Here is a 26,754-nt window from a genome sequence, read left to right on the forward strand (position 1 = left end):
TTCACCATGCCAGAGAATGCGGACCGATCCTGTCCGCTAGGGGTGTCAGCCTAGGCGCATGAGCAGGAAAGAGATCGACTGGAACCAGACGCTGCGCGAGCAGATCGCATGGCACTGGGCCAACCAGCTGCGTCCCCGCCTCGAGGGCCTGACCGACGACGAGTACTTCTGGTCGCCGGTGCCGAACCCGTGGAGCGTGTGGCCGCGCGGGAAGTCCACGGCGCCCATACAGGCCGGTGCCGGCGACTTCACCATCGACTTCGCCTTCCCCGAGCCGAAGCCCGCGCCGTTCACCACCATCGCCTGGCGGCTCGGCCACGTCATCGTCGGCGTGCTCGCCGTCCGCAGCGCGAACCACTTCGGCGGCCCGCCGGCGTCGTACGAGACCTGGACGTACGCGGGCACCGCGGCCGAGGCGCTCGACCAGCTCGACACCGAGCTCGACCGCTGGCTGGCAGGGGTGCGCGGCCTGAGCGAGGAGGAGCTGCGCCGCCCGATCGGCGAGACGGAGGCCTTCCCCGAGGCGCCCATGGCCGCCCTCATCCAGCACATCCACCGCGAGCTGATCCACCACCTGGCGGAGGTCTGCCTGCTGCGCGACCTCTACCTGCACACCCACGCCACCACGGAAGGCGCCCAGCGATGAGCCGTCAGGTCCAGATCACCTTCGACGCCCACGACCCTAAGGCGCTGTCCACCTTCTGGCGGGACGTGCTGGGCTACGTCCACCCGGCGCCGCCCGGCGTGAAGGTGCCCGACGGCGCCGACCCGCTGGCCGCGTGGGACGAGTTCCTGGAGCGCTCAGGAGTGCCCGAGGAGCAGCGCAATATGGCCTCGGCCATCGAGGACCCGGACGGCGTCGGGCCCCGGGTGTTCTTCCAGCGGGTGCCCGAGGGCAAGGCCGCGAAGAACCGCGTGCATCTCGACGTACGTGCGGCGCCCGGCCTTGAGGGTGACGAGCGGATGGCTGCGCTGGAGGCGGAGTGCGAGCGGTTGCTCAAGCTGGGCGCCACCCGGGTGCGCAGGCACGAGCCCGACGATCTGATGAGCGGCGGCTTCATCGTGATGCTCGACCCCGAGGGCAACGAGTTCTGCCTGGACTGAGCGGCGCGACCGCCGCGAGCACGCGGCTCGCAAGCCCGCGAGGCGCGGGGGCCCTCAGCGGGCGCTCACCCCCGGACTGGGGACAGCTCGACAGGGACAGCTCAACAGGGGCGGGGTCAGGCGTCGACGAGGCGGGAGTAGAAGTCGAGTGCGACGTCGAACCCGTCGCGGCAGTTGCGGTGGGAGCGGTAGCAGGGCCGCCAGGCCGAGCTGGCTCCCACCCCGGCCCGCGCGTCGCGCAGCGCCTCGGGCACCCGCTCGGGCCTCGGCAGCAGGCCGTGGCCGAGGTAGCGGACGCCGGAAAGCTCGGTCTGCAGGCCGCGCCCGCCGGAGACGAACCGGCCGAACCGCCACCCGCTCTCTTCGTCCCACACCAGCGCGGTGCCATCGCTCAGCCGCACCGTGGCGCAGCGCGGATCACAGGGGCCTTCCCACCAATCCGTGACCTCTGACCCGAGCACCTCGACGACGCGCTGCACGTAGCTGATCGGCTGGTGCAGCCACTCCTCGGTGTACGGCTCGACATGCCTGATGGCCACAGACGGCACCCCCTTGTGCCCAAACGGTAAGGAAAAAGCGGCGTTGAACAACCATACCGGCGCCGAACTTATTCCGATGCACAGCCGTCTAGTCATTACGGACGGTATTTACGTCCCTGACGGGGAAGGAGGGGGACCCATATGCTCGCGGTGCTCCTCGTCGTGCTGATGGTCGTCACGGTGGCGGCCATGGAGCTGTGCTTGCACTGTTCGGCAAAGAGCAAAGAGAGTGTCGAGTCCCGCAGCGAGATCACCGGGGACTAGTCTCTCCGGCATGTCCCTGCTTCTCTGGCTGCACATCGGATTCGCGATCTTCACGCTCGGCCCGATCGTCGCCGCGACGATGTCCGCGCCCCGGGTGATCCGGCAGAAGAACGTGCAAGCGCTGAGCTTCATCCAGCGCACGACCAGGATCTACGCCATCGGCAGCCTCGGCGTGTTCGTCTTCGGCCTGGTGCTCGGCATCGTGATGGGCAACGGGGTGCTCGGCCGGTGGTACATGAGCGCGTCGATGACGCTGTTCATCGTGGGCGTCGTGCTGCTCTTCATCATCGACCGCGACCTGCGCGCCGCCGTACAGGCACTCTCCAGCGAGAGCACCGAGGACGACGCGAAGGTGGAGAAGGGGCGGATCGCCGCGATCAGCAGCCTGCTGTCGGTGATCTGGCTGGTGATCCTCTTCCTGATGGTGGTGCCCGAGTAGCGCTCCTGCGGGTGGGCCCGCCCCCGGGCCCACCGTCGGAGGCGGCTCAGGCCAGCGCCTGGGTGAGGTCGGCGAGCAGGTCGTCGATGGTCTCGATGCCGACCGACAGCCGCACCAGGTCGGAGGGCACCTCAAGCGGCGACCCCGCCGCCGAGGCGTGGGTCATGCGGCCGGGGTGCTCGATGAGCGACTCCACTCCCCCGAGCGACTCCCCCAGCGTGAAGAGCTCGGCGCGGTTGCACACCTCCACGGCCTCCGCCTCGCCTCCGGCGACGCGGAACGACACCATGCCGCCGTACCGGCGCATCTGCTTGGACGCCACCACGTGGCCGGGGTGGTCGGGCAGCCCCGGGTAGAACACCTCGGTCACCTTCGGGTGGGAGAGCAGCAGGTCGACGACGCGCTCGGCGTTGTCGCAGTGGCGGTCCATGCGGACGCCGAGCGTCTTGAGCCCGCGCAGCGTCAGCCAGGCGTCGAACGGCCCGGCCACCGCGCCCATCGAGTTCTGGTGGAAGGCCAGTTCCTCGCCGAGCCCGGCGTCGGCGGCCACCAGCGCGCCGCCCACCACGTCGGAGTGCCCGCCGACGTACTTGGTGGTGGAGTGGACGACCACGTCGGCCCCCAGCGTGATGGGCTGCTGGAGGTACGGCGATGCGAAGGTGTTGTCGACGACCAGCAGCGCGCCGTTGTCATGGGCGAGCTGCGCGAGGCCGGCGATGTCGGCGATGCCGAGCAGCGGGTTGGTGGGCGTCTCGACCCAGACGACCCTGGTCTTCTGCGTCATGGCGGACGCCACGGCGTCTAGGTCGTGCAGCGGCACGGGGTCGTAGTGGAGGTCCCAGCGCCTGAGGACCTTGTCGAAGAGCCGATAGGTGCCGCCGTAGGCGTCGCCGGGGATGATGACGTGGTCCTGCGGCTTGCACACCGTACGCAGGAGGGTGTCCTCGGCGGCCAGGCCCGAGGCGAACGCGAGCCCGCGTGCCCCGCCCTCCACGGCGGCCAGCGCGGTTTCGAGCGCGGTCCTGGTCGGGTTGGCCGAGCGGCTGTATTCATATCCGGACCGCAGGCCGCCCACGCCGTCCTGCTTGTAGGTCGACGTGGCGTAGATCGGCGGCACGACCGCGCCGGTCAGCGGGTCGGGCTCCTGACCTGCGTGAATGGCCAGGGTCTCAAAACCGTTGCTCATACCAGCCACGTTAGTGGACGCCGGCACCGCTCAAGACGACCCACGCCCCCCGCCCGGACCGTGGCCGGATCGGCGGTCAGGCCGCGCGGGTCGCGTGCCGGTCCCCGCCGGACCGCGCGCGCAGCGGCACGACCTCCGCCTCGCGTACGGGGTCCGCCTTGATGAAGCGTCCCTTGGCGCCCTCGGCGGGCTCGCCGTTGATGCGGGAGAGCAGGATCGGATCGGCCAGCGCGAGCAATACCGCGACGACCAGCCCGGCCCCTAGAAGGGTGAATCCGATGACCATCATGTCTGTCCCCTTTCCGACACGATTCAGCATCGTCCAGGGCCCGCCTGTTCCACCTCGGCTCTAAGGCTGGTCTCCGGGAAGCCCACTCGGCCGAACGGTTGATACGAGATGTCCGACTTGCGGCTTAGGCTCAAGGCCGTGGTGAGCTCCAAACGCGTCGTGTACTGGATCCGCCGGCTCAGTGAGCTGGCCATGTACGGCTGGCTCGGCCTGCTCCTGCTGCTCGACGTCGCGGCCGCCTGGCAGCTCGGGGGCGCGCAGTGGCTGGTGCCGGTCTGCGGGGCGGCCGGCTGCGCGGCTCTCATGCTGCGGCAGAAGTACCGGACGCAGGGGTTCCTCGCCGTGCTCGGCCTGTCGTTCGTGGCGACGACGGCGATCGCCGCCACGAGCAAGCATGGCCTGCCGGGCATGACGGAGACGGGCGCGCTGCTCATCCTCATGCTCGGCGTGCTGCGCCACGTCGAGCCCGTGCGGAATGCCGCCCTGCTGGCCTGTCTCAACCTGTTCGTCCTGATGACGGAGGCCAACGGACGTGTCGAAGTGGGGCTGCCGGCCTCGTTCCTGCTGTTCGCGAGCTGGTCGCTGACCGCGGGCGTCGGCGGCTACCTGCGCTTCCAGCAGGAACGGCGCAACGAGGCGGTCCACTCCGTACGCCGGGCCGAGCGCCTTGAGCTGGCCAGGGAGCTGCACGACCTGGTCGCACACCACATCACCGGCATCGTCGTGCAGGCCCAGGCGGCGCGTACGGTCGCCGAGACCAACCCGCAGGCCGTGCTGCCCGCACTGGACGCGATCGCGACGGCCGGGACTGACGCGCTGACCTCGATGCGCCGCATGGTCACCGTGTTACGAGCCGAGGACGGCGCCGACAGGACGCCCGGCGTCACGCTGGCCGACCTGCGCATGATGACCGACCGGTTCTCGGCAGAAGGGCCGAAGGTGGCCTTCGAGATCGGCCAGGGCCTGGACGACCGTACGCTGCCGCCCGAGGTCATGACCACCCTGCACCGGGTGCTTCAAGAGGCGCTGACGAACGTGCGCAAGCACGCCTCCCGCACCGCCTGGGTGGAGGCGAGCCTGCGCCGCGTGGACCAGGTGGTGGTGCTGCGGGTGCGGAACTTCGGCTCGGACGCCGACCCGCGCGTCTCCCGGCTCGGCGGCGGGTTCGGGCTGGTGGGCATGGCCGAACGCGTCGAGGCGCTGGGCGGCAGGCTTTACGCGGGCCCGACCCCCGAGGGCGCGTGGGAGGTCGTCGCAGAGTTCCCGCTCCCCTGACCCGGCCGCCAGGCCCCCGGTGGCGCCGCACGCGCGTTGAGCACGACGCCACCGGAGCGCCGGGAGCGTCAGTGGTTGGCGAGGAAGGCCAGCAGGTCCTGGCGGGTGATCAGCCCGGTCGGCTTGCCGTCTTCCAGCACAACGGCCGCATCGGCCTTTTCCAGCGCTTCCACCGCGATGGCCACAGGTTCACCACTGCCGATCGTGGGTAGCGGCGCCGACATGTGATCGGAGATCGGGTCGTCGGAGGAGAGCCTGCCATGGTAGAGGGCTTCGAGGAGATCGCGCTCGACGATGGAGCCGACCACCTCGGCCGCCATGACCGGCGGCTCCTCCTTCATGACCGGCAGCTGCGACACGGAGTACTCGCGCATGATCGAGATGGCCGTGCCGACCGTCTCGTGCGGGTGCACGTGGACGAACTCCGGCAGCCCGCCTCCCTTGCGCGCCAGCACGTCGCCGACCAGCCCCTCGTCGGAGGTGGTGGTCAGGAAGCCGTAGTCGGCCATCCAGTCGTCGTTGAAGATCTTCGACAGGTAGCCGCGGCCGCCGTCCGGCAGCAGCACGACCACCACGTCGTCGGGCGACGCCTTGGCCGCCACCCGCAGCGCCGCGACCACGGCCATGCCGCAGGACCCGCCGACCAGCAGCCCCTCCTCGCGGGCGAGCCTGCGGGTCATGGTGAAGGAGTCCTTGTCGGACACGGCGATGATCTCGTCGCAGATGTTCCTGTCGTACGTGGCCGGCCAGATGTCCTCGCCGACGCCCTCCACGAGATACGGGCGCCCGGTGCCGCCGGAGTAGACCGAGCCCTCCGGGTCGGCGCCGATGATCTTCACCCGGCCGTCGGAGACCTCCTTGAGGTAGCGGCCGGTGCCGCTGATCGTGCCGCCGGTGCCGATGCCGGCCACGAAGTGCGTGACCCGGCCCTCGGTCTGCTCCCAGATCTCGGGACCCGTCGAGTGGTAGTGGGAGTCCGGGTTGTTCGGGTTGGAGTACTGGTCGGGCTTCCAGGCGTTGGGAATCTCCCGCGCCAGCCGGTCGGAGACCGAGTAATAGGACTCGGGGTGGTCGGGCGCGACCGCGGTCGGGCAGACCACCACCTCCGCGCCGTACGCGCGCAGCACCGCGATCTTGTCCTGGGCCACCTTGTCGGGCACCACGAACAGGCACTTGTAGCCCTTCTGCTGGGCCACGATGGCGAGGCCGACGCCGGTGTTGCCCGAGGTCGGCTCGACGATCACGCCGCCGGGGCGCAGCTCGCCGGATTTCTCAGCGGCCTCGATCATGCGTACCGCGATGCGGTCCTTGACCGAACCCCCAGGGTTGAAGTACTCGACCTTGGCGAGCACCTGTGCGGGCACGCCCGCGTTGACTTTGTGCAGCCTGACGAGTGGCGTGTTGCCCATCAGGTCGACAAGGGAATCGTAAACGCGCACCGGGGTGTTCACCTTCTTTGCCGAAGCTTGGTCAGCTTGCCGATGGCCGAGGTCCAGTGGGGGTGGCCGGCCCTCGGTTAGTTTCAAGCAAACGCTACCGCCGAGTTCGACTGAGGAGGGCACGTACGTGGTGTGGCCGGCAGGCATGGCACGCGCGGCGAAGAAGATCGCGACGGCAGCGGCGTTCGGAGGCGGCGGTCTGACGGCGCTCGGAGCCACCGCCTACGGGCTGTTGATCGCGGAGAGCCTGCTGGCGCGCAAGGCCATCGGCCGCCCGCACGGCCTGGACGGGCCGCCCTCCGACGGCGTCTACGGCACCGACTTCCCCGGTGAGCCGATCAAGATGGCGATGCTGGGCGACTCCACCTCGGTGGGCCTGGGCATGACCGACCCGGCCAAGACGCCCGCGGTGATGCTGGCCAACGGGCTCGCCGTGGTGGCCGAACGGCCGGTGGAGCTGAAGGTGGTGGGCAAGTCGGGCACTCCGTCGGCCGAGCTGGCCGAGCAGGTCGACGCGGTGCTGCCGATGAAACCCGACCTGGCGGTGATCTTCGTGGGGGCCAACGACATCATCACGCAGACGCCGCCCGCGATCGCCGTACGCCATCTGACCAAGGCCGTGCGGCGGCTGCGGGATGCGGGGGCCGAGGTGGTCGTGGGCACGTGTCCCGACCTCGGCACCGTACGCCCGATCGCACAGCCGCTGCGCTGGGTGACGCGGCGCTGGAGCCGGCAGCTCGCCGCGGCGCAGACGGTGGCGGTGGTGGACGCGGGCGGCCGTACGGTGGCGTTCGCCGACGTCCTCGGCCCCGAGTTCGCGACAAATCCGACAGAAATGTTCGGACCGGATCGTTTCCATCCATCTGACCGAGGTTACGCGCAGGCCGCTAACGCGGTGCTACCGTCGGTGTGCGCTGCGTTGGGGCTGTGGCCAGAGCCGCGTCCCGCGCGCGGCGAAGCACTGCAACCGATCTACCTCGCGGCGGCGACGGCCGCGGAGGAGCCCGGCACCGAGGTCTCCGCGACCCGGGTCGACGGGCGGGCGACGGGCCTGCACGGCAAGTGGGCGACGTTGTTCCGCCGGCGACTCGGCGAGGCGGTCAACGAGCCCTGACACCTGCGCACCCTCGGCCGGTCACCTTCCGCTGCCGAGCCGCCACTCCCCGTCCTCATTGGAGTGGATTGCCCGTGCGCCGGCCCTCGTGGAAACCGTCACTCGCCCTCGCCGCAACCCTCACCGCCGGCCTCGCCACCGGCGGCTGCTCCGGCAGCGACGCCGCCACCTCCGCCTTCCCTTCCTGGCACAACACCCAGGTCAACGTCGTCAGCAGGATGGCCGTGGGCGGCGACGTGGTCGCCGTCACCTCCATGAAGCCCGAAGGCGCGCTGGAGACCGTCGCCCTCAGCCTGCGCGACGGCCGGCGGCTGTGGGCGCACCCGGCCACCATGGCAGGCCGCCTGCCCGGCATGGGCGTCTCCACCCCCGCGCTCGTGCGCAGCGGCGACCAGGCCGTGGTGGTCGCGCTCGACCCGGGCAAGCAGGGCCGCTGGAACGCCACGCTCATCGCCCGTGACGCCCGCACCGGCGCCCGCAAGTGGAGCAGGCCGGTGCACTCGACGTTCGGGCCGCAGCGCTGCGGTCCGTACGTGTGCCTGTCCGAGCACACCGCGCTGGCTAAGGCGCGCATGGTGGTGCTCGACCCGGCGACCGGCAAGGTGCTGTGGAAGCTGCCCGGCATCTCCGAGGTCGAGTGGTCGGACGACAAGCGCGTGCTGCTGCTCAGACTCGCCAGCAACCCCATGGTGGAGTCGTACGAGCTGGAGACCGGCAAGCTCCAGTGGCAGCAGCCGATCGAGCAGGCGCTCGGCCCCGGCATCGACCTGTCGGGCGGCTGGGCGTTCGGCGCGGCCGGTGACGACCTGGTGGGCTACGTCGCGCCCTACACCAACCCGCGCACGAAGAAGGTCTCGGCGTTCGGGCTGTTCTCCATCAAGATCGCCGACGGGACGATCAACTGGATGCGGCCGTCGGTCGTACGCGTCTATCCCAGCGGCAATCCCGGCCTCGCCCCCGTCGTGCGGCCCGTCGACCGCCACGGCTCCTATGGCGGCTTCGCCAGGCTCGACCCGACCACGGGGCGGGTCGTCGGCCAGATCACCGCCTCCGACGTGCCAGGATCGGGCTGGTGGCTGGCCTTCCCCGACCGCATGGACAAGCTGGGCTTCCTCCAGCACCGCGCCAAGGGCTCGGCCTTCGACCTGGCGGCGGGGCGTCCGGTGCCGCCGGAGAACGTGCGCGCGTGGTCGTTCTGCGTCACCGACCCCAAGCCGCTGCCGCTGCGCGGCCAGCCGCCCGGCTTCTACTCCACGGCCGCGCTCTGCGAGTACGACCTCGGCACCGGCAAGCGGGTCACTCCCGCCTCCACCCCGCCCTCCTGGTACACCGGCAGCCAGGACGGCTGGCGGCTGTGGCGCGACGAGCGAGGCGGCCTGCACGCGGTCAACGACCAGACGGCCGACTCACCCGGCATGTACGGATAACAGCAGCCCTGTCGGCCCCTCCCCCGCGCTCTCTTCGCCCGCCCGGCACGTACGAACAGCGGGCGAGCAGCCCTGCCGGCCGTCGCACCCCCAACCATCCGCGCACCTACGGAAACCGGGCGAGCGGGCCGGTCGGCTCTTGCGCTAAGAACTGGAATATAGTTCTACTATTAGCGCCGACAAAGGAGGGGCCATGCCCGAGGCAGTCATCGTCGCAACCGCGCGTTCCCCGATCGGACGGGCCTTCAAGGGGTCGCTCAAGGACATCCGGCCCGATGACCTGACCGTCCAGATGATCAAGGCGGCGCTTGCCAAGGTGCCCCAGCTCGACCCCGCCTCGATCGATGACATCATGCTCGGCTGCGGCCTGCCCGGCGGTGAGCAGGGCTTCAACATGGCCAGGGTCGTGGCGGTGCTGCTGGGCCTGGACAACGTGCCCGGCACCACCGTGACCCGCTACTGCTCCTCGTCGTTGCAGACCACCCGGATGGCCTTCCACGCCATCAAGGCGGGCGAGGGCGACGTGTTCGTCTCCGCCGGCGTCGAAACCGTCTCCCGCTTCACCAAGGGCAACTCCGACTCGCTGCCCGACACGCACAACCCGCTCTTCGCCGAGGCCCGCGAGCGCACCAAGCAGTTCGCCGAGGGCGGGCAGGTCTGGCACGACCCGCGCGAGGACGACCGCGTACCCGACATCTACATCGCCATGGGCCAGACCGCCGAGAACGTCGCCCAGATCAAGGGCATCTCCCGCAAGGAGCAGGACGAGTTCGGCGTGCGCTCGCAGAACCTCGCGGAGAAGGCGATCGCCGACGGGTTCTGGCAGAAGGACATCACGCCGGTGACCCTGCCCGACGGCACCGTGGTCAGCAAGGACGACGGGCCGCGGCCGGGCACCACGTACGAGAAGGTCTCCACGCTCGCGCCGGCCTTCCGCCCCGACGGCACGGTCACGGCCGCCAACTGCTGCCCGCTCAACGACGGGGCCGCGGCGGTCGTCATCATGAGCGACACGAAGGCCGCCGAGCTGGGCATCACGCCGCTGGCCAGGATCGTCTCGACCGGCGTCTCCGCGCTGTCGCCCGAGATCATGGGACTCGGTCCCGTCGAAGCGTCGAAGCAGGCGCTGGCCAGGGCCGGCATGGCGATCGGCGACATCGACCTGGTGGAGATCAACGAGGCGTTCGCCGCGCAGGTCATCCCGTCGTACCGGGAGCTCGGCATCGACATCGACCGGCTCAACGTCAACGGCGGCGCCATCGCGGTCGGCCACCCGTTCGGCATGACCGGCGCGCGTATCACCTCGACGCTGATCAACAGTCTCCAGCACCACGACAAGAGCATCGGCCTGGAGACGATGTGCGTGGGCGGCGGCCAGGGCATGGCCATGGTCCTCGAGCGCCTGAGCTGAGCCGGTCCCAAGCGATCCTGAGGCGGCTTTGACAGGCTGCTTCATGCGGTGAGGCCGCGCACCCCGGTGACGGGGCGCGCGGCCTCGACAGTGCGGCCAGAACGGACGTAGTGCTTCCCGTGACGGCCGAAAGGGACGCCGAGGGCTCAGCCGTGGCGGTCGGGGCCGGCCTTGACCGGGGTGATGCGCATCAGAACGCGCCGGTCGCGCTCCATCGCGGCCCGGTAATCGTCCCAGTCGGGATGCTCGCCTGAGATGTCGCGATAGTAGGCGACCAGGAGCTCCATGGCCTCGGGCAGGTGGACGACCTCGGCGGTGCCGTCGATCTGGATCCAGTCGCCGTAGAAGCGGTCGGTGAACGCGCACAGCGACACGTGGGGATCCCGGATGGCGTTGCGCACCTTGGCCGCGGTCTCGCGGCTGCTGATCACCACGTGGTCGCCTTGTACGCCTGCGACGACCGGCGACATCTGCGGGCGCCCATCGCGGTGCCGGGTCAGCAGGACGGCGTGGTGATGATCACGAAGGAAGCCGAGGGCCTTGTTGAGATCCATACCCTCATGATGACGCGCCCGCGCTTGCGGCACGGGCGCGGCTAGGACGGTTGGGCTCAGATGAAGCCCATGCGGTTACGGCGGTGCCGCTCGTGCTCGTGGACGATCGCGGCGGCGTAGCCGTGGGTCAGCCCGTGCTCGTCTGCGAGCCAGTTGGCACGCTCGTCGCACCTCAGGAAGGCCGGGCCGTTGTCGATTGCTTGGAACCACTCTGGGAGTTCGCGCCCCGTGATGGCCGGGACCCTTGCGATCAGCTTCGTCTGCGTCTCCGGTGAGTGGTTCAAGGACATGGGCACCTCCGCGGATTAGCTCCTTTGCTTGACACTGCAACACGGAAGTGAGGTTGGCAACCCCTCGGCCCGGCATCATTTTGTGACGGCAGGTAGATTTTCCATCGCAGAGCGAAAGGGCCCCGCCAGTGCGGCGGGGCCCTTTCGCACGACTGTCGGTGACGGTCAGTCGCTATCGCTGAAGTAGCTGATGAACCGCAGCACCTCGAGGTAGATCCACACCAGGCTCAGGGTGAGGCCGAAGGCGCACTGCCAGGCGAACTTGTCCGGAGCGCCCTGCTTGACGCCCTGCTCGATCGAGTCGAAGTCGAGCAGCAGGAAGAAGCAGCCGAGCAGGATCATGGCGACGCTGAAGATCCAGCCGAGCGGGCTGTCGGTGCGCAGGCCGAGGCCGCCCTCGTGGAAGATGCCCACGATGAGGTTGACGACGACCAGGCCGAGCGCGGCGAGGCCGGCCGCGATGGTGAACTTCACCAGCTTGGGTGTGACGCGGACGATGCGCAACGCGTAGACCGTCAGCACCGCGCCGAACGCGAACGCCGTGCCGAGCACCGCCTGCATCACGATGCCGCTGACCAACCCCTCGAAGACCGAGCTGATCTTGCCGAGGAAGACACCCTCGAACACCGCGTACGCCAGGATGAGCGCCGGGTTGGTGCTCATCGTGAACGAGGCGATCAGGCCGAGGACCAGCGCCACGACCGCGGCGCCGATGGCGACCATCGGGGGGACGTCGAGGATCCAGGCCGCGGCGGCGGCCACGACCAGCGCGCCGAGGGTCATGAACCCTCGCACCACGACGTCGTCGAGCGTCATGGTCCGGTACGCCGGCCGGGTCGGTGGTGCGTACGACGGCGCGTCGTACATGTGCTGCAGCTGGTCGGGTGACGGGGTGGGACCGGCCCAGCCCGCCGCGGCCTGCTGCCGCGACCTGCTGAATACGGGGTTCTTGCTCTCCATCGCTGCCTCCTGTGACGACGAGCCTACGGTGCGCGCCGTCACCTTGGTCAACTGACGCTCATAACGATGTTCATACGGGACTTCGGCTGCGTTCACAACGATCCGGGCCTTCGCGGAGTTCCCGGGATCGCCTGGCGGCCGGAATTCCGCCTCCGCAGGTGCCCGGCGGCGCGTCGACGTGCTCCGATGCGCTCGGCGGCGAGTATGGCAGCATTCGGGAACCGGAAAGGATGGCTGTCAGGCGTAGTCGGACATTCACAGAAAGGGAACTCCGGCAATGCCGGAAGAAAGCAGAAAACCTGGGGCTTGTCAATATCGGACGGCCGACGAAAACTTATCGGCCGGCCAAACAGCGGGCGCCGCCCGGCCGGTGGGCGCCGACGGCCGGAGGCCCCGGGCCGGGCGGCTCGGGCCGTACGACACCGGCTCTAACAAGCAGTGATCGCACGGTGACAGGACAAAATCGATAACAACTCGATATCGTCAGGTGACGGCTGAGCCGCGTCCATCCTGCCGATCGCGGTAAAGCTCCAGGTCAGAGACCTGAAGTCAATGGAGAAGGCAAGTGCCCCCGGCGGGATTCGAACCCGCACGTCAACCCTTTTAAGGGGTTTGCCTCTGCCATTGGGCTACGGGGGCGCCGTAATCATACGAAACAGACCATGCTTCCGAGGAGCACAACTTCGCATCAAGCGTCACAAGTGTGAAGCTTGCGGTGAAGTGATAGCGCCCCAGGGACTCTGTCCAAGAAGAGTAGACCGTCGAGATGGTCCAGTTGGTGCTGAATGCAGCGAGCTTCCACGGCATCCGCTTCGATGGTGACGCTCTCCCCGGTTCCTGGCAAATGCCCATGTACGGTGATACGCGTGGCTCTGCGGACATCCGCGGTCAGTCCCGGGATCGATGTGCACCCCTCCCGGCCCTCGTCCCAATCGGCGGCCCCCGCGAGCCTGGGATTGACGAGGACCGTCTCTCCGGCCCAGGAACGACTCCTTGGGTGGCGACGGGCGTCAAAGGCGATCAGGCGCCAGCTCAGCCCGATCTGAGGGGCCGCCAGCCCCGTCGCGGCAGGCGTGCCGCGCAATGTCGCCAGCAGATCCGCCGCGGCGGCCACGACCTCAGGCGCGCCCGGGTCAACGGGCGCCGCCACGGCGGACAGCACAGGGTGCGGGGCGCCGAGCACGTCCCGCACGGTGCCGGTCGGTCTCGGTCCCCGCGGGTTCACAACAGATCCGGTTCGACGGGACGGAAGGTGATCTCGGAGTCGAGGCTCGCGCCGACCGCGGCCAGCCTGCGCATGAGCGCCGCCACGTCGACGTCCTTCGGCAGCTCGACGTCCGCGATGAGCACGTACAGGCGGCCGGTGAGCCGCGTGCTCATGCCGGTGATGTTGCCGCCGTCCTCGGCCAGCACGGCGCTGACGGCCGAGACGATGCCGGGACGGTCGGGGCCGTGCACGGTCAGCACGTACTCCAGCCCGCCGCCCTGCCCGCCGAGCCCGCCGTCGCCGCAGAAGTGGCGGCGGGCGGCGATCGCCGAGGCGGTGACCACGAGGTCGGGGGCGCCCACCCGTTTGGTCAGCTCGGCGGGATCCAGGTCGCCGGATACCAGCAGCATCATCGCGACGTGCCCGCCCAGCAACGTCATGGTCGAGTCCTGGATGTTCACGCCGCAGTCGGCGAGCGACCCGGTTACCGCGGCGATCACGCCTGGCCGGTCGACGCCCAGCACGGTCACCGCTGACAGACCCACTCGTGGCACCCCTTCCGCTTGCGACATGGGTGCCGTGAACGCCCCGGCGACGTGGTTCACCGGGGCGCTGCCGTACCCGAGCTAGCGGCGAGTCGTCGCCACCGCGGCCCTGAAGCCGTCGCGGGGGTGCTCCATCTCTCCCAGCGAGATCGTCTCCCGCTTGAAGAACAGAGCCAGCGTCCAGTCGACGACGACACGGACCTTGCGGTTCAGCGTCGGCACCCGCGACAGATGGTAGGTGCGGTGCATGAACCACGCAGGGAAACCGCGCAGCTTGACGCCATAGACATTGGCGACGCCCTGATGCAGGCCGAGTCCGGCGACCGATCCGACGTACTTGTGGCGGTATTGGACGAGTTCCTCCCCGCGGAGGTAGCGGACGATGTTGTCCGCCAGCACCTTCGCCTGCCGGACGGCGTGCTGGGCGTTGGGCGCGCAGTACTTGCCCGGGTTGGTCACGTCGGGCACCCCGGCGGCGTCACCGGCGGCGAACGCGCCCGGCGTGCCCGCCACGGTCAGCATCGGCGTGGTCTTGATCCGGCCGCGCTCGTCGAGCGGCAGGTCGCTGTCGTTGACCACCGGGCTGGGCTTGACGCCGGCCGTCCAGACGAGCGTCTCCGCCTCGAACTCGGTGCCGTCCGAGAGCACCACGTGGCCGCCCACGCAGCTCTCCAGGCGGGTTTCGAGTCGGACGTCGATGCCGCGCTCGCGCAGCTGCTCCAGCGTCCACTTGCCCATCTCGGGGCCGACTTCGGGCAGCACCCGGTTCGTCGCCTCGACGAGCACCCAGCGGATGTCCGACGGCTTGATGTTGCGGTAGTAGCGGGTGGAGTGCTTGGCCATGTCCTCCAGCTCGGCCAGCGCCTCCACACCGGCGAACCCGGCCCCGACCACCACGAACGTCAGCGCCCTTCGCCGCACCTCCGGGTCGTCGGTCGACTCGGCCACGTCGAGCAGGTGCAGCACGCGGTTGCGCAGCGCGATCGCCTCGCCGACCGTCTTGAAGCCGATGCCGATGTCGGTGAGCCCGGGGATGGGCAGGGTGCGGGAGATCGACCCGGCGGCCATCACGATCACGTCGTACGCGATCTGGCGCGGCTCGCCCTCGGCCGGCTGGAAGGTGACGACGCGGCCGGCGTGGTCCACCTTGGTGACGGTGCCGTTCAGGATGTGCACCTTGGGCAGCACACGGCGCAGCGGGGCCACCATGTGGCGGGGCGAGAGGTTGCCCGCGGCGGCCTCCGGCAGGAACGGCTGGTAGGTCATGTAGGACTGGGGGTCGATGATCGTGATGCGGGCTTCGCCGTCGCGGAGTTCGCGACGGAGCCTGCGCTGGAGCCGTAGTGCGGTGTAGAGGCCGACGTATCCGCCGCCGACGATCAGAATGTGCTTGTTCATCCTGAGGCCACATCCCTCGTGGTTGCTTGTGAAAGCATTCACAAGCCTACGCCAGCGGCTTCCGCGTAAGCCAGCCGAGAAGTGGTGTAACGCGTCACACCGCCAGTGACCTGGCCCTTGAGAAGACGTCGTCCAGCATTCGGGCGGTGACGCGGCCGGTGAACGTGTTCTGCTGGCTCGGGTGGTAGCAGCCCATGAGCGTCACCTGGGCGTCGCCGCGCTTGATCGGCACCTCTGTCCCGTGGCCGAACGGCGGACGTGGACGCGGCAGCTCGTAGCCCGCCTCCTTGAGCGCCGGCCACACGGCCTGCCAGGCGTAGCCGCCGAGCGCCACGATCACCCGTACGGTCGGCGCGACCAGCGTGATCTCCCTGGCCATCCACGGGAAGCAGGTGGCCTTCTCCTCCGGCGTCGGCTTGTTGTCCGGCGGGGCGCAGCGCACCGACGCCACCACACGGGCGCCGATCAGCCGCTGGCCGTCGCCCGCGTGCGTGCTGGTCTCCTGGGCGGCCAGGCCGCACCGGTGGAGTGAGGCGAACAGCCAGTCGCCGCTGCGGTCGCCGGTGAAGATGCGCCCGGTCCTGTTGCCCCCGTGGGCCGCCGGGGCCAGCCCCACCAGCAGGATGCTCGGCCGTTCGTCGCCCCACCCCGGCACGGGGCGGCCCCAGTAGGTCTCGTTCGCGAACGCGCGCCGCTTCACCCGCGCGACCTCCTCGCGCCACTCCACCAGGCGGGGGCACGCGCGGCAGACGGACTGCGCGGCCGTGAGCTCCGCGAGCGTGCCGCTGCCGGCGGCGAGGTGGCGCACGTCGGCGGGGTCGAGCGCGACAGGCGTGTCGGCGGTCGCGGGGTCTTCAGGCCAGCCGGTGCCGGGAGGGACGAAGCTCATGACACCGATGGTGCCCGATCACTTCGAGCGCTCGGACCTTGACGAGGCACTCGGGCAGGGCGCGACGTCTTGATCGGAGTCCTGCGCGCCCGCGGCACCCGCAGTCGGGCCCTTACGCGGCCACTCGGGCAGGGCGCAACGACCTTTTCGGAAACCCTGCGCGCCCGCGGCGCACGCGGGAGTGATGCGCGCCCGCGGCACGCGTACGAGCGAACGGAAAACCGGGCGGCTCCCGAAGGTGCCGCCCGGTTGAACCGCTCGATTCGGCGTCACGGCGCGGTCCGCCCGGACGTCGCCCGGCGGCACCGACCGGTGCCGTCCGGACGGGCCCAGGACGCCGCCAGAGGCGTTACCCGGCGGCGTCCGTGCCGTTCCCGTTCACTCAGTGCCTGTCAGGCCTTGCTGTCCTCGGTGGCGGGCAGCGTCGTGGCCTCGGGCGCGGGCGCGGGCAGAGTGGTGGCCGACGGCTTGGGCTCCGGCTTGTCGGCCGGGGCCTTGCGGCAGGCCGGGTAGCGGTCGCTGGAGGAGTCGCTGTTGTTCGGTCCGGTGACCGTCAGCGTCACCACGCCGCCCTTGGCGTCCGGGCCGCTCAGCTCGGTGGAGAAGGCCGGCACCAGGATCGTGCCGCCGTCACGGCCGAAGTAGGTCTGGCCGTTGCTCACCGTACGGCCGTTGAGCGACCAGCGGTAGGAGACCCGGCCCGCACCGGTGGCGGTGATGGAGCCGGTGGCCTTGACCGTGCAGCTGCCGACGACCGTGGCGTTGGCGGACGCGGAGACCTTGCCGCGCGGCTTCGGAGCCTCGTGCCCGTCCTTGCACGCGACCTTGTAGTACGTCCTGTTGGAGGACTCGCTGTCCGGGCTCAGCACCTGGAGCTGCGCCCAGCCGCGCTGGCTGTGACGCGGGGAGATGCTGAAGCCGACCTTGCGCGAGTCGCGCACCTTGATCTTGCCGTAGTCGGCGGTGTGGCCGTTGAGGACCCAGCGGTAACGCACCCAGGCCGGACGCGAGGAGCTGATCACGCCGGTGAAGTTGACCTTGTCACCGGGGGCGCAGCGGTGGGCGTACGAGCTGTAGCTCGTCCAGGCGCGAGCGTTGATCTTGGGGCCGTGGTCGCGCACGACCTCCTTGAGCGACACGCAGGAGACGGAGAAGTAGCTCTTCTTCGAGGTGAACTTCTTGGGCCCGAGGACCTGGACGGCCTCCCAGCCCTTGACGTCCTCCTTGAAGGTGATGGACTGCTTGACCGTGACCGTCTTGGTGCCCTTGCCCTTGACCGTGAGCTCCTTGACCTTGCTCTTGGAGCCGTCGCCGTGCAGCCAGCGGTAGGCCAGCTTGGTCTTGCCGTTGACCGGCACCTTGATCTTGGCCGAGAAGTTGACCGTGACCGGACACGATCCTTCGTGGGCCCGCGGGGAGGCCTTCGGCGTGGTGGCCGTGACCTTGGGCTTCGACGCGGTGGCGGCCTGGGCGGGCCCGGCGACCAGGCCCGCGGCGAGCGCCGCCAGGGCCGCCGACGAGGCGCTGAACGCCACAGCCTTACGCGCTAACCCAACAGACATCATGTGAGAGTGCTCCATTCCTTGAGGGAAGAGACGCGCTCGGGAACGGTCGCCAAGCCTGCGCCTTTCGCGCATGACACATGGCAAAGCCCCCGTTTTGCCTCTTTACTGAAGCACAATACTGATCGCGGGCTCAAGACGATCACGAATCCGGAAATGTCCGGATTTCTTCAGCTTCGGGCGAGAGACCACGCCATCCCGTCGAGGATGTCGTGCTCACTCACGACGACCCGCGAAAACTTGAACCGGCGCACGATGCGGTCGAGGATCAGCGCCCCCGCGCCGATCACGTCCACGCGTCCGGGATGCATCACCGGGATCCGCGCCCGCTCCTCGTGGGTCATCGCGAGCAGCCGCCGCGTCACCTCGTGCACCTGCTCGGCCGACAGGCGGGAGTGGTGGATGCGCGCCGGATCGTAGGAGGGCAGCTCCTGCGCGATGCCCGACACCGTCGTCACCGAGCCGGCCAGCCCGACCAGCGTCTTCGCCTTGCGCACCGGCACCTCGGCCTCGACCCGGTCGAGCGCGGCCTCGATGTCGGCGACGACCGCCTCCAGCGCCTCCGCCTTGGGCGGGTCTCCGGCGTCGCGCAGGTGCCGCTCGGTCAGCCGTACGCAGCCGATGTCGACCGACAGCGCGCCCTCGGCGTGCACGGAACCGACCACGAACTCCGTGGAGCCGCCGCCGATGTCCACCACCAGGTAGGGCGCGAGCGAGCCTCGCGCCACCTCGGTCTCGGGCGACAGGCGCGAAAGACCCCTGGTGGCGCCCGTGAACGACAGCTCGGCCTCCTCGGCGCCCGTGATCACCTCGGGCTCCACCCCGAAGATCTTCCGTACGCCGGTCACGAAGTCCTGCCGGTTGGCCGCATCGCGGGTCGCGCTCGTCGCCACCACACGGGTCGCGGTGGCGCCGTGGCGCTCGATCAGCTCCTGGTACTCGCGCATCTTCGCGAACGTGCGCTCCAGCGCCTCGGGCGCGAGCCTGCCGGTGCGGTCGACGCCCTGGCCGAGGCGGACGATCTCGTTCAGCCGCTCGACGTCGGTCAGCGTGCCGTCGCCGATGTCGGCGATGAGCAGGCGTACGGAGTTGGTGCCGCAATCGATGGCCGCTACACGCATGGTCCGTCACTCCACCAGTCGGGGAGTGCGTCCAGCGCCTCCCTGCCGAACGGGTTGATCCCGGGCACCGCCAGCTCGTGGGCCACGAGTGCGTGCAGGCACTTGACCCGCTCCGGCATGCCGCCCGTGCTCTGCATGCCCGGCGGCAGCGGCTCGATGCCCTGCTCGCGGGCCGCCTGGTCACGCCGCGCCAGGTAGTCCTCGTGCGCCGCGCGGTAGGCCTCCGCCAGCTCCGGCTCGGTCGCCAGCCTGGCCTGCATCTCCCGCATCAGACCGGAACCCTCGAGGGTGCCGATGGCCGAGGCCGCCTTGGGGCAGGTCAGGTAGTAAAGAGTCGGGAAGGGCGAGCCGTCGGGCAGCCGCGGCGCGGTCTCCACCACGTCGGGGTTGCCGCACGGGCAACGGTGCGCGACCGCGCGCAGCCCTCTCGGCGGCCGTCCGAGCTGCCGCTCGACGACCTCGACGTCCTTACTGTCCAACGCGTTCCCTTCCTGTCGCCGACCCTCCGGCCGGCTGCCCCGTGGGCTCCTTGGTCGGCTGTTTCGTGGCCTGCCCGGTGGGCTCATCGCTCGGCTGCCCGCTCGACTGCCCGCTCGACTGGTTCGCCGGCTCCTGCGTGGGTTCCTTCGCCGGCTTCGCGGGCTCTTTCGTGGTCTGCCCGGTGGGCTTGCCGCTCGGCTGCCCGCTCGGCTCCTTGGTGGGCTCGCCGCCCGGCTTCCCGCTCGGCTCCGCACCGGGCTTCCCGGAAGGAGCGGCGCCCTGCTGCCCGGTCACGGCCCTGCGGCCGGTGCCCTTGTCGGCGGCCTGCACCGACTCCCACAGCGTCTCGTACCACGGCGGCACCTGCGCGGGCTGCTTGACCGCCGCCTGCGCCTTGCCCTGCTCGGGCTCCATCACCACGTAGCACTTCTCGCCGGGACCGCAGTAGTGCAGCCGCTCCTTCGCCGTCTTCTTGATCCAGTTGGGGTCGTCGCTCTGCCTGTCGCGAGCCAGCAGCGCCTGCTTCTCGGCCTCGACCCTGGCCTTCTCGGCGCGCAGCTCCGCGATGCTGCGGCGCAGGCTGATGTACTCGCGCACAGGGTAGGCCAGGCTCATCGCGATCGCGCACACCACGACGGCCAGGATGGCCGCCCGCCCGGTGAGCTGCGGTCTCTTCGCCACTTGCTGCACACCCCCTCAAGTGCGGCTCGCGGCCGGAGAATCGGGGTGCCGCGAGCCGTACTCGAAACTAGCGCCGGAAACGCGGGAACGCCGCGCGACCCGCGTAGCGGGCGGCGTCGTCGAGCTCCTCCTCGATGCGCAGCAGCTGGTTGTACTTGGCCACCCGGTCGGAGCGGGCCGGAGCGCCCGTCTTGATCTGGCCGCAGTTGACCGCGACGGCCAGGTCGGCGATCGTCGTGTCCTCGGTCTCGCCGGAGCGGTGGCTCATCATGCAGCGGTAGCCGTTGCGGTGGGCCAGGTCGACTGCGTCGAGGGTCTCCGACAGCGTGCCGATCTGGTTGACCTTGACCAGCAGGGCGTTGGCCGCGCCCTCCTTGATGCCGCGCTCCAGCCGCTCGGGGTTGGTGACGAAGAGGTCGTCGCCGACGAGCTGCACCTTGTCGCCGAGCTTGGCGGTGATGGCCTTCCAGCCCTCCCAGTCCTCCTCGTCGAGCGGGTCCTCGATGGAGACGAGCGGGTAGTTGGCGACCAGGTCCTCGTAGAAGGCGATCAGCTCCTCGGACGACAGGCCCTTGCCGTCGATCGTGTAGACGCCGTCCTTGTGGAACTCCGACGCCGCCACGTCGAGCGCCAGCGCGACGTCGTCGCCCGGCACGTAACCGGCCCGCTCGATGGCGGCCAGGATGAGGTCGAGCGCGTCGCGGTTGGAGGGCAGGTTGGGCGCGAAGCCGCCCTCGTCGCCCAGGCCCGTGGCGTAGCCCTTCTCCTTCAGCACGCCCTTGAGCGCGTGGTAGACCTCGGTGCCCATGCGCACGGCCTCGCGGAAGGACTCCGCGCCGATCGGCGCGATCATGAACTCCTGGATGTCGACGTTGGTGTCGGCGTGAGCGCCGCCGTTGAGGATGTTCATCATCGGCACCGGCAGCACGTGGGCGTTGGGGCCGCCAAGGTAGCGGAAGAGCGACAGCTCGGCGCTGTCGGCCGCGGCCTTGGCCACGGCGAGCGAGACGCCCAGGATGGCGTTGGCACCGAGCTTGGCCTTGTTGGGCGTGCGGTCCAGATCGATCATGATCTGGTCGATGATCCGCTGGTCCTCGGCCTCGATCCCGTTGATCTCCTCCTGGATCTCGTCGGTCACCGCGAGCACGGCCTTCTCCACGCCCTTGCCGCCGTAACGCTTACCGCCGTCGCGCAGCTCGACCGCCTCGAACTGGCCGGTGGACGCCCCGCTCGGCACGGCCGCCCGGCCCCTGCTGCCGTCGTCGAGAATGACCTCGACCTCGACCGTCGGGTTGCCCCGGGAGTCGAGGATCTCGCGCGCGTATACGACCTCGATGGTAGCCACGGGATGCGCTCCTCAATCGAAAGCTGATATGCCATCAGAGCCTATCGGTACGGCCACCCCGCGCAGGCTCTCAGGTCGCCGCGGCGCACCTCCACTGCGCACTTCTACTGGGCACTTCTACTGGGCACTTCTACTGCGCACTTCTACTGGGGGCTGGAGGACTCCCAGGCCCGCACCCGGTCGCGGTAGGCGCGGGCCGCGCCGCGCAGCTCCGCCTCGGCGTCGAGGCCCGCCTCGGCCGCCCTGCGTACGAGGTCGAACAGCTCCCTGGCCACCCCCTGGCCGACCGCCGCCGACAGCGACTCCGGCGCGCCCGCCCGCTCGGCCCTGCGCAGCAGCTGGGCCACCAGCGACAGCGCGGGCTGCCCCATCGGCACGCCGTCGAGCACCGACTCGGTGCCCTTGGCGGCGCGCTCCGCCGCCTTGATCGCCTCCCAGTTGGCGTTGACCTCGTCGGCGCTCTCCGCGCGTACGGACCCGAACACGTGGGGGTGCCGCCTGACCAGCTTCTCCACGATGCCGGCCGCCACGTCGTCGATGTCGAAGCCCTCGGCCACGCGGGCGTGGAAGACCACCTGGAGCAACAGGTCGCCCAGCTCTTCGCGCAGCGCCGCGTAGTCGCCCTGCTCGATGGTCTCCAGCACCTCGTACGCCTCTTCGAGCAGGTACGGCACCAGCGACGCGTGGGTCTGCTTGCGGTCCCACGGGCACTCGGTGCGCAGCCGGTCCATCACCGCCACCAGGTCGAGCACCCGCGCCCCCGGCAGGTCATAGGAGCCGGGGACGACCTCGATGACCGGTGGCTCGTCGAGCGAGATCGCCGCCTGCCCGACCGCCCGCATGAAGTCCTCGCTGTCGTGCTCGGCCAGCCACACCACGGTCTCGGCCACCGCCCGGCGGGCCAGCGCCGCCGGGTCGGGCTCGACGACCTCGGCGGCGATGCCGGCGTCCGCGAGGTAGGGAAGCTGCGGGTGGTCGGCCGAGCCGGTCAGCACCGGGCCGGACCGCAGCGCCTGCCACGCCTGATGGCTCAGCAGGCCCGGCGCGACCCGGGGCGAGGTGGTGACGACGATCAGCGGCACGATCAGCCCTGCGCCGCCTGCTCGCCCGCCTTGCCGAACCTGCCGGCGTCGACGAACAGCCCCGGCTGCTTCTGGTCGGTGTTGAGCTTGCCGAAGCGCGGGTTGACGATCCGCTTGATCGAGTTGAACTCGTCGAGCAGCCGCTGCTGCCCGGACTGGCCGAACTGCTCCTGCAGCTTCCGCAGGCCGGTCATCGCCCGGCCGTAGTCGCGGGCGTCCGCCGGGGAGACGGCGTTGGCCAGGAGGTTGATCTCGGCGGACTCGTACTGCCCGGGGTCCTTGAGCGTGGCGTCCACCTCGCTCTCGCTCACCTCCACGTTGTAGCGGGCCATGAGCTGCTTGGACGCGGCCACGTCGACCAGCCGGCGCAGCACCGCCTGGGAGACCGGCACGCTCAGCGCCGACTCGTCCAGGTTCGCCCGCTTGAGCGCGGCGATGTACTCCTGGGTGTCATCGTTGAGCTTGCTCATGGAGATGCGCTCGTTGCCCACCACGGCCGCGGCTCCGGCCTGCATGGGCGAGGAGCAGGCGGACAGCGCCACGGCGGCCGCCGCGGCGGCCACAGCCACTCGTATCGACTTCACGTACGTCCCTTCCGACCGGAAACCGCCGCTAGCTTACCCGGGCGGGTTCGAGGAACATCGCCTCGACCAGGTCACCACACCATTTGAGCAAGTCGAGGTCGCGCAGCGGCTGCCCGCCCAGCGGCTTGGTCTTGGGCACCGGCACCAGCAGCGTCTCCGCGGCCTGCTTGTATATCGCCTTCTTGTACAGCCGGTCGAGCCGCACCTGCTGCGACTCCTTGAGCCGTACGGGACCGAACTTGATGTTCTGGCCCTGCAAGGTGACGTCGGTGAGCCCGGCCGCCCGCGCCTTGATGCGGAACCGCGCGACCTCCAGGAGGTTCTCCACCTCCACCGGCGGCTTGCCGTAGCGGTCGGTCAGCTCGGCGCGCACCTCGTCGATGTGCATCGGGGTGGCGATGGCCGCGATCCGCTTGTACGCCTCCAGCCGCAGCCGCTCGGAGGTGACGTAGTCGTGCGGGATGTGGGCGTTGATCGGCAGCTCGACCTTGACGTCCTGCTGCTCCTCCTGCACCTCGCCGCCCGCCAGCTTGGCCTTCTGCTCCTGCACCGCCTCGGCCATGAGGCGGACGTACAGGTCGAAGCCGACGCCCGCGATGTGGCCGGACTGCTCGGCGCCCAGCACGTTGCCCGCGCCGCGGATCTCCAGGTCCTTCATGGCGACGTACATGCCGGCGCCCATCTCGGTGTGCTGGGAGATCGTGGCGAGCCGCTCGTGCGCGGTCTCGGTCAGCGGCTTCTCCGGCGGGTAGAGGAAGTAGGCGTAGCCGCGCTCCCTGCCGCGGCCGACGCGCCCGCGCAGCTGGTGGAGCTGCGACAGGCCGTAGTTGTCGGCCCTGTCCACGATCAGCGTGTTGGCGTTGGGCACGTCGAGGCCCGACTCGACGATCGTGGTGGAGACGAGCAGGTCGTACTCGCGCTCCCAGAAGCCCACCATGATCTTTTCGAGCTGGTGCTCGTTCATCTGCCCGTGCGCCACCGCGATGCGGGCCTCGGGCACCAGCTCGCGCAGCCGCGCGGCGACCCGGTTGATCGAGGCCACCCTGTTGTGCACGAAGAAGATCTGGCCGTCGCGCATCAGCTCGCGCCGGATGGCCGCGGCGATCTGCTTCTCGTCGTACGGCCCCACGAACGTGAGGATCGGATGCCGCTCCTCCGGCGGGGTGAGGATGGTGGACATCTCGCGGATGCCGGTCAGGCCCATCTCCAGCGTGCGCGGGATCGGCGTGGCGGACATCGCCAGCACGTCGACCTGCGTGCGCAGGTGCTTCATGGCCTCCTTGTGCTCGACGCCGAAGCGCTGCTCCTCGTCGATGATGATGAGCCCGAGGTCCTTGAAGCGCACCTCCGGGCTGAGCAGCCGGTGGGTGCCGATGACGACGTCGACCGCGCCCGTGCGCAGGCCGTCGAGCGTGCCCTTGACCTCGGCGTCGGTCTGGAAGCGGGAGACCGGCCTGACCGTGACGGGGAAGCTGGAGAACCGCTCGGTGAAGGTGGACATGTGCTGCTGCACCAGCAGCGTCGTGGGCACCAGCACCGCGACCTGCTTGCCGTCCTGCACGGCCTTGAACGCCGCGCGCACCGCGATCTCGGTCTTGCCGTAGCCGACGTCGCCGCAGATCAGCCGGTCCATCGGGACGCCGCGCTCCATGTCGCGCTTGACCTCGTCGATGGCTTCGAGCTGGTCGGCGGTCTCGGCGTACGGGAAGGCGTCCTCCATCTCGCGCTGCCACGGCGTGTCGGGGCTGAACGCGTGGCCGGGCGAGGCCATGCGCGCGGAGTAGAGCCTGATCAGCTCGCCGGCGATCTCCTTGACCGCCTTCTTCGCCCGCGACTTGGCCTTGGCCCAGTCGGCGCCACCCATGCGGTTGAGCGTGGGCGACTCGCCGCCGACGTAGCGGGTGACCTCGTCGAGCTGGTCGGTGGGCACGTAGAGGCGGTCGCCCTTGGCGTACTCGATGACCAGGTATTCGCGGGTGGCGCCCTGCACGGTGCGCTGCACCATCTCGACGTAGCGGCCGACGCCGTGCTGCTCGTGGACGACGTAGTCGCCGACCTTGAGCTGAAGCGGGTCGACCATGTTGCGGCGGCGCGAGGGCAGGCGCCGCATGTCCTTGGTGGACGCCTTCTGGCCGACCAGGTCGAGGTGGGTGAGCACGGCCAGGCTCGGGGTGATGAAGCCGTGCTCGATGCGGCCGGTCGTGACGTGGACGACCTTCGGCTCGGGCGCCTTGTCGAGATAGGCGTGCAGCCTGGCCGGCACGTCGACGCCCTTGAGCAGCTCGACCATGCGCTCGGCGGGGCCGTGGCCCTCGCTGAGCAGTACGACGGCCTTGTCCTCGGCCAGCCAGCCCTTGATGTCGGCGAGCGCCTTGGAGGTGTCGCCGCGGTAGGCCTCGGAGTCCTGCGCGTCGAGCTCGACGCCGCCGCCGAACGGCGCCATCGTCCACCACGGCTGGCCGAGCGCCGAGGCGTGCTCGCGGATCTCTTCGAGCGTGCGGAACGCGGCCGCGCCGAGGTCGATGGGGGCCTCGCCGCCGGCCGCCGCGTTGATCCAGGAGGCTTCGAGGAACTCCTGCGAGGTGCGTACGAGCTCCTCCGCCCGCCCCCTGATCCGCTCGGGGTCGCACACGAACACCGCGGACCGCGCGGGCAGGTGGTCGAGCAGCAGGTCCATCTCGCCGGCCAGCACGGGCGCGAACGCCTCCATGCCCTCGACCGGGGTGCCGTCGGCGAGCTGGTCGAGCACCTCGGCGAGCGCGGGGTACTCCCCGGCCAGCTCGCGCGCCCTGGCCCGCACCTCGTCGGTCAGCAGCAGCTCGCGGCACGGCGGCGCGAACAACCCCTCGTCGGCCGCTTCGAGCGAGCGCTGGTCGGCCACCTTGAACCAGCGGATCTCCTCGACCGTGTCGCCCCAGAATTCAAGGCGCAGCGGGTGCTCCTCGGTGGGCGGGAACACGTCGAGCAGGCCGCCGCGCACCGCCACCTCGCCGCGCCGCTCCACCATGTCGACCCGGTGGTAGCCGTTGTCGACCAGGGCGCGCACCACCTCGTCGAGGTCGGCGTCGTCACCGGCGCGCAACCTGATGGGCTCAAGGTCGCCGAGACCCTTCACGATGGGCTGCAACAGGGCGCGCACCGGCGCGACGATCACGCTGAGCGGTCCGGCGGCGGCGTCGCCCTTGACCGGGTGCGCCAGCCTGCGCAGCACCGCGAGCCGCTGGCCCACGGTGTCGCTGCGCGGCGACAGCCGCTCGTGCGGCAGCGTCTCCCACGCCGGGAACACCGCCACGGACGACGGCTCGACCAAGCTGGTCAGCGCCGCCGCCAAGTCCTCGGCCTCGCGCTCTGTGGAGGTCACGGCGAGCACCGTGCGCTGGTCGTGCGCGGCGAGGGCGGCCACGCCGAACGGACGCAGCGAGGAGGGCGCGACCAGCGCGACGTCGCCGCCCTCTTCGAGAGCGGCGGTCAGCTTCGGGTCGGCGCGAACAAGGTCAAGTAGCCCGGAAAGACTCATCAGATACGCCCACAGCCCCACGACGGCAACACGACTACCCCCGGACGGGGAA

Annotated in this window: 27 protein-coding genes and 1 tRNA gene; 8 read left to right on the top strand and 20 right to left on the bottom strand. The window is 70.0% G+C overall.

The window, feature by feature from the left end; translation table 11 throughout:
• Positions 1-58: 58 nt before the first annotated feature.
• Positions 59-646 carry a DinB family protein gene (locus tag ACFMQL_RS09325; protein ID WP_378785253.1) on the top strand — a complete coding sequence of 196 codons (588 nt, stop codon included), beginning with the start codon at positions 59-61 and terminating at the stop codon, positions 644-646.
• Complete coding sequence (locus ACFMQL_RS09330; RefSeq protein ID WP_364069693.1) at positions 643-1,104, top strand: VOC family protein; 462 nt, start codon at positions 643-645, stop codon at positions 1,102-1,104. Before ACFMQL_RS09325 ends, ACFMQL_RS09330 begins: the two co-directional genes overlap by 4 nt.
• A 116-nt stretch (positions 1,105-1,220) precedes the next feature.
• Here ACFMQL_RS09330 and ACFMQL_RS09335 read toward each other — a convergent pair whose 3' ends face one another.
• Positions 1,221-1,643, bottom strand: coding sequence for a DUF6292 family protein (locus ACFMQL_RS09335; protein WP_364069691.1), 423 nt, complete (start codon positions 1,641-1,643; stop codon positions 1,221-1,223).
• A gap of 141 nt (positions 1,644-1,784) precedes the next feature.
• Here ACFMQL_RS09335 and ACFMQL_RS09340 point away from each other — a divergent pair, with 141 nt between their 5' ends.
• Positions 1,785-1,907, top strand: coding sequence for a hypothetical protein (locus tag ACFMQL_RS09340; RefSeq protein ID WP_364069689.1), 123 nt, complete (start codon positions 1,785-1,787; stop codon positions 1,905-1,907).
• Between the two features lie 10 nt (positions 1,908-1,917).
• Positions 1,918-2,346 carry a hypothetical protein gene (locus tag ACFMQL_RS09345; protein WP_364069687.1) on the top strand — a complete coding sequence of 143 codons (429 nt, stop codon included), beginning with the start codon at positions 1,918-1,920 and terminating at the stop codon, positions 2,344-2,346.
• 46 nt (positions 2,347-2,392) lie between these two features.
• Here the strand turns inward: ACFMQL_RS09345 and ACFMQL_RS09350 are convergent, their stop codons facing one another.
• The gene (locus ACFMQL_RS09350) at positions 2,393-3,532 is read right to left on the bottom strand and encodes a cystathionine gamma-synthase (RefSeq protein WP_364069685.1); all 1,140 of its coding nucleotides are present in this window, start codon (positions 3,530-3,532) and stop codon (positions 2,393-2,395) included.
• Between the two features lie 76 nt (positions 3,533-3,608).
• Positions 3,609-3,821, bottom strand: coding sequence for a hypothetical protein (locus tag ACFMQL_RS09355; RefSeq protein WP_378785256.1), 213 nt, complete (start codon positions 3,819-3,821; stop codon positions 3,609-3,611).
• 138 nt (positions 3,822-3,959) lie between these two features.
• On the opposite strand from ACFMQL_RS09355, the gene ACFMQL_RS09360 reads away from it, so the two are divergent.
• Positions 3,960-5,096 carry a histidine kinase gene (locus ACFMQL_RS09360; RefSeq protein WP_364069681.1) on the top strand — a complete coding sequence of 379 codons (1,137 nt, stop codon included), beginning with the start codon at positions 3,960-3,962 and terminating at the stop codon, positions 5,094-5,096.
• A gap of 68 nt (positions 5,097-5,164) precedes the next feature.
• Here the strand turns inward: ACFMQL_RS09360 and ACFMQL_RS09365 are convergent, their stop codons facing one another.
• A complete protein-coding gene (locus tag ACFMQL_RS09365) occupies positions 5,165-6,535 on the bottom strand; it encodes a cystathionine beta-synthase (RefSeq protein ID WP_364069679.1) in 1,371 nt (456 codons plus the stop codon).
• Between the two features lie 127 nt (positions 6,536-6,662).
• Between ACFMQL_RS09365 and ACFMQL_RS09370 the strand changes: the two genes are divergently transcribed.
• The 3 genes from ACFMQL_RS09370 to ACFMQL_RS09380 all read left to right on the top strand — a co-directional run bounded on the left by ACFMQL_RS09370 (position 6,663) and on the right by ACFMQL_RS09380 (position 10,487).
• Positions 6,663-7,649: an SGNH/GDSL hydrolase family protein gene (locus tag ACFMQL_RS09370; protein WP_364069677.1), complete on the top strand. Its 987-nt coding sequence runs from the start codon at positions 6,663-6,665 to the stop codon at positions 7,647-7,649.
• A 74-nt stretch (positions 7,650-7,723) separates the two neighbouring features.
• Complete coding sequence (locus ACFMQL_RS09375) at positions 7,724-9,076, top strand: PQQ-binding-like beta-propeller repeat protein (protein WP_378785258.1); 1,353 nt, start codon at positions 7,724-7,726, stop codon at positions 9,074-9,076.
• Positions 9,077-9,269: 193 nt separating this feature from the next.
• Positions 9,270-10,487 (top strand): acetyl-CoA C-acetyltransferase, encoded by a 1,218-nt coding sequence (locus tag ACFMQL_RS09380; RefSeq protein WP_364069673.1) that lies wholly within the window; start codon positions 9,270-9,272, stop codon positions 10,485-10,487.
• Positions 10,488-10,633: 146 nt separating this feature from the next.
• Here the strand turns inward: ACFMQL_RS09380 and ACFMQL_RS09385 are convergent, their stop codons facing one another.
• The 16 genes from ACFMQL_RS09385 to mfd all read right to left on the bottom strand — a co-directional run bounded on the left by ACFMQL_RS09385 (position 10,634) and on the right by mfd (position 26,702).
• A complete protein-coding gene (locus ACFMQL_RS09385) occupies positions 10,634-11,041 on the bottom strand; it encodes a PPOX class F420-dependent oxidoreductase (protein WP_364069671.1) in 408 nt (135 codons plus the stop codon).
• A gap of 56 nt (positions 11,042-11,097) precedes the next feature.
• The gene (locus ACFMQL_RS09390) at positions 11,098-11,331 is read right to left on the bottom strand and encodes a DUF4287 domain-containing protein (RefSeq protein ID WP_357586258.1); all 234 of its coding nucleotides are present in this window, start codon (positions 11,329-11,331) and stop codon (positions 11,098-11,100) included.
• A gap of 165 nt (positions 11,332-11,496) precedes the next feature.
• On the bottom strand, positions 11,497-12,291 hold the full coding sequence (locus ACFMQL_RS09395) for a Bax inhibitor-1/YccA family protein (RefSeq protein WP_364069669.1): 795 nt from the start codon (positions 12,289-12,291) through the stop codon (positions 11,497-11,499).
• Between the two features lie 566 nt (positions 12,292-12,857).
• Positions 12,858-12,930, bottom strand: a tRNA-Leu gene (locus ACFMQL_RS09400).
• Positions 12,931-12,979: 49 nt separating this feature from the next.
• Complete coding sequence (locus tag ACFMQL_RS09405; RefSeq protein WP_378785259.1) at positions 12,980-13,516, bottom strand: peptide deformylase; 537 nt, start codon at positions 13,514-13,516, stop codon at positions 12,980-12,982.
• Positions 13,513-14,043: an ACT domain-containing protein gene (locus ACFMQL_RS09410; protein WP_364069665.1), complete on the bottom strand. Its 531-nt coding sequence runs from the start codon at positions 14,041-14,043 to the stop codon at positions 13,513-13,515. The genes ACFMQL_RS09405 and ACFMQL_RS09410 overlap by 4 nt, the downstream gene beginning before the upstream one ends.
• 81 nt (positions 14,044-14,124) lie before the next feature.
• A complete protein-coding gene (locus tag ACFMQL_RS09415) occupies positions 14,125-15,441 on the bottom strand; it encodes an NAD(P)/FAD-dependent oxidoreductase (RefSeq protein ID WP_364069663.1) in 1,317 nt (438 codons plus the stop codon).
• Positions 15,442-15,535: 94 nt separating this feature from the next.
• A complete protein-coding gene (locus tag ACFMQL_RS09420; RefSeq protein ID WP_364069661.1) occupies positions 15,536-16,330 on the bottom strand; it encodes a uracil-DNA glycosylase in 795 nt (264 codons plus the stop codon).
• A gap of 392 nt (positions 16,331-16,722) precedes the next feature.
• The gene (locus ACFMQL_RS09425) at positions 16,723-17,865 is read right to left on the bottom strand and encodes a hypothetical protein (protein ID WP_364069659.1); all 1,143 of its coding nucleotides are present in this window, start codon (positions 17,863-17,865) and stop codon (positions 16,723-16,725) included.
• Between the two features lie 197 nt (positions 17,866-18,062).
• On the bottom strand, positions 18,063-19,013 hold the full coding sequence (locus ACFMQL_RS09430; protein ID WP_378785262.1) for an exopolyphosphatase: 951 nt from the start codon (positions 19,011-19,013) through the stop codon (positions 18,063-18,065).
• On the bottom strand, positions 19,004-19,492 hold the full coding sequence (locus tag ACFMQL_RS09435; RefSeq protein ID WP_364069655.1) for a DUF501 domain-containing protein: 489 nt from the start codon (positions 19,490-19,492) through the stop codon (positions 19,004-19,006). Before ACFMQL_RS09435 ends, ACFMQL_RS09430 begins: the two co-directional genes overlap by 10 nt.
• Positions 19,482-20,174 carry a septum formation initiator family protein gene (locus tag ACFMQL_RS09440; RefSeq protein WP_378785264.1) on the bottom strand — a complete coding sequence of 231 codons (693 nt, stop codon included), beginning with the start codon at positions 20,172-20,174 and terminating at the stop codon, positions 19,482-19,484. Before ACFMQL_RS09440 ends, ACFMQL_RS09435 begins: the two co-directional genes overlap by 11 nt.
• 67 nt (positions 20,175-20,241) lie before the next feature.
• The gene (eno, locus tag ACFMQL_RS09445; protein WP_364069651.1) at positions 20,242-21,519 is read right to left on the bottom strand and encodes a phosphopyruvate hydratase; all 1,278 of its coding nucleotides are present in this window, start codon (positions 21,517-21,519) and stop codon (positions 20,242-20,244) included.
• A gap of 143 nt (positions 21,520-21,662) precedes the next feature.
• On the bottom strand, positions 21,663-22,601 hold the full coding sequence (locus tag ACFMQL_RS09450; RefSeq protein WP_364069649.1) for a MazG family protein: 939 nt from the start codon (positions 22,599-22,601) through the stop codon (positions 21,663-21,665).
• Positions 22,602-22,603: 2 nt separating this feature from the next.
• Positions 22,604-23,185, bottom strand: coding sequence for a SurA N-terminal domain-containing protein (locus tag ACFMQL_RS09455; protein WP_378785266.1), 582 nt, complete (start codon positions 23,183-23,185; stop codon positions 22,604-22,606).
• Between the two features lie 28 nt (positions 23,186-23,213).
• Positions 23,214-26,702 (bottom strand): transcription-repair coupling factor, encoded by a 3,489-nt coding sequence (mfd, locus tag ACFMQL_RS09460; RefSeq protein WP_364069645.1) that lies wholly within the window; start codon positions 26,700-26,702, stop codon positions 23,214-23,216.
• Between the last annotated feature and the right edge of the window lie 52 nt (positions 26,703-26,754).

Origin of the sequence: Nonomuraea fastidiosa (assembly GCF_042751225.1) — a bacterium.
Taxonomy (GTDB): Bacteria; Actinomycetota; Actinomycetes; order Streptosporangiales; family Streptosporangiaceae; genus Nonomuraea; species Nonomuraea fastidiosa.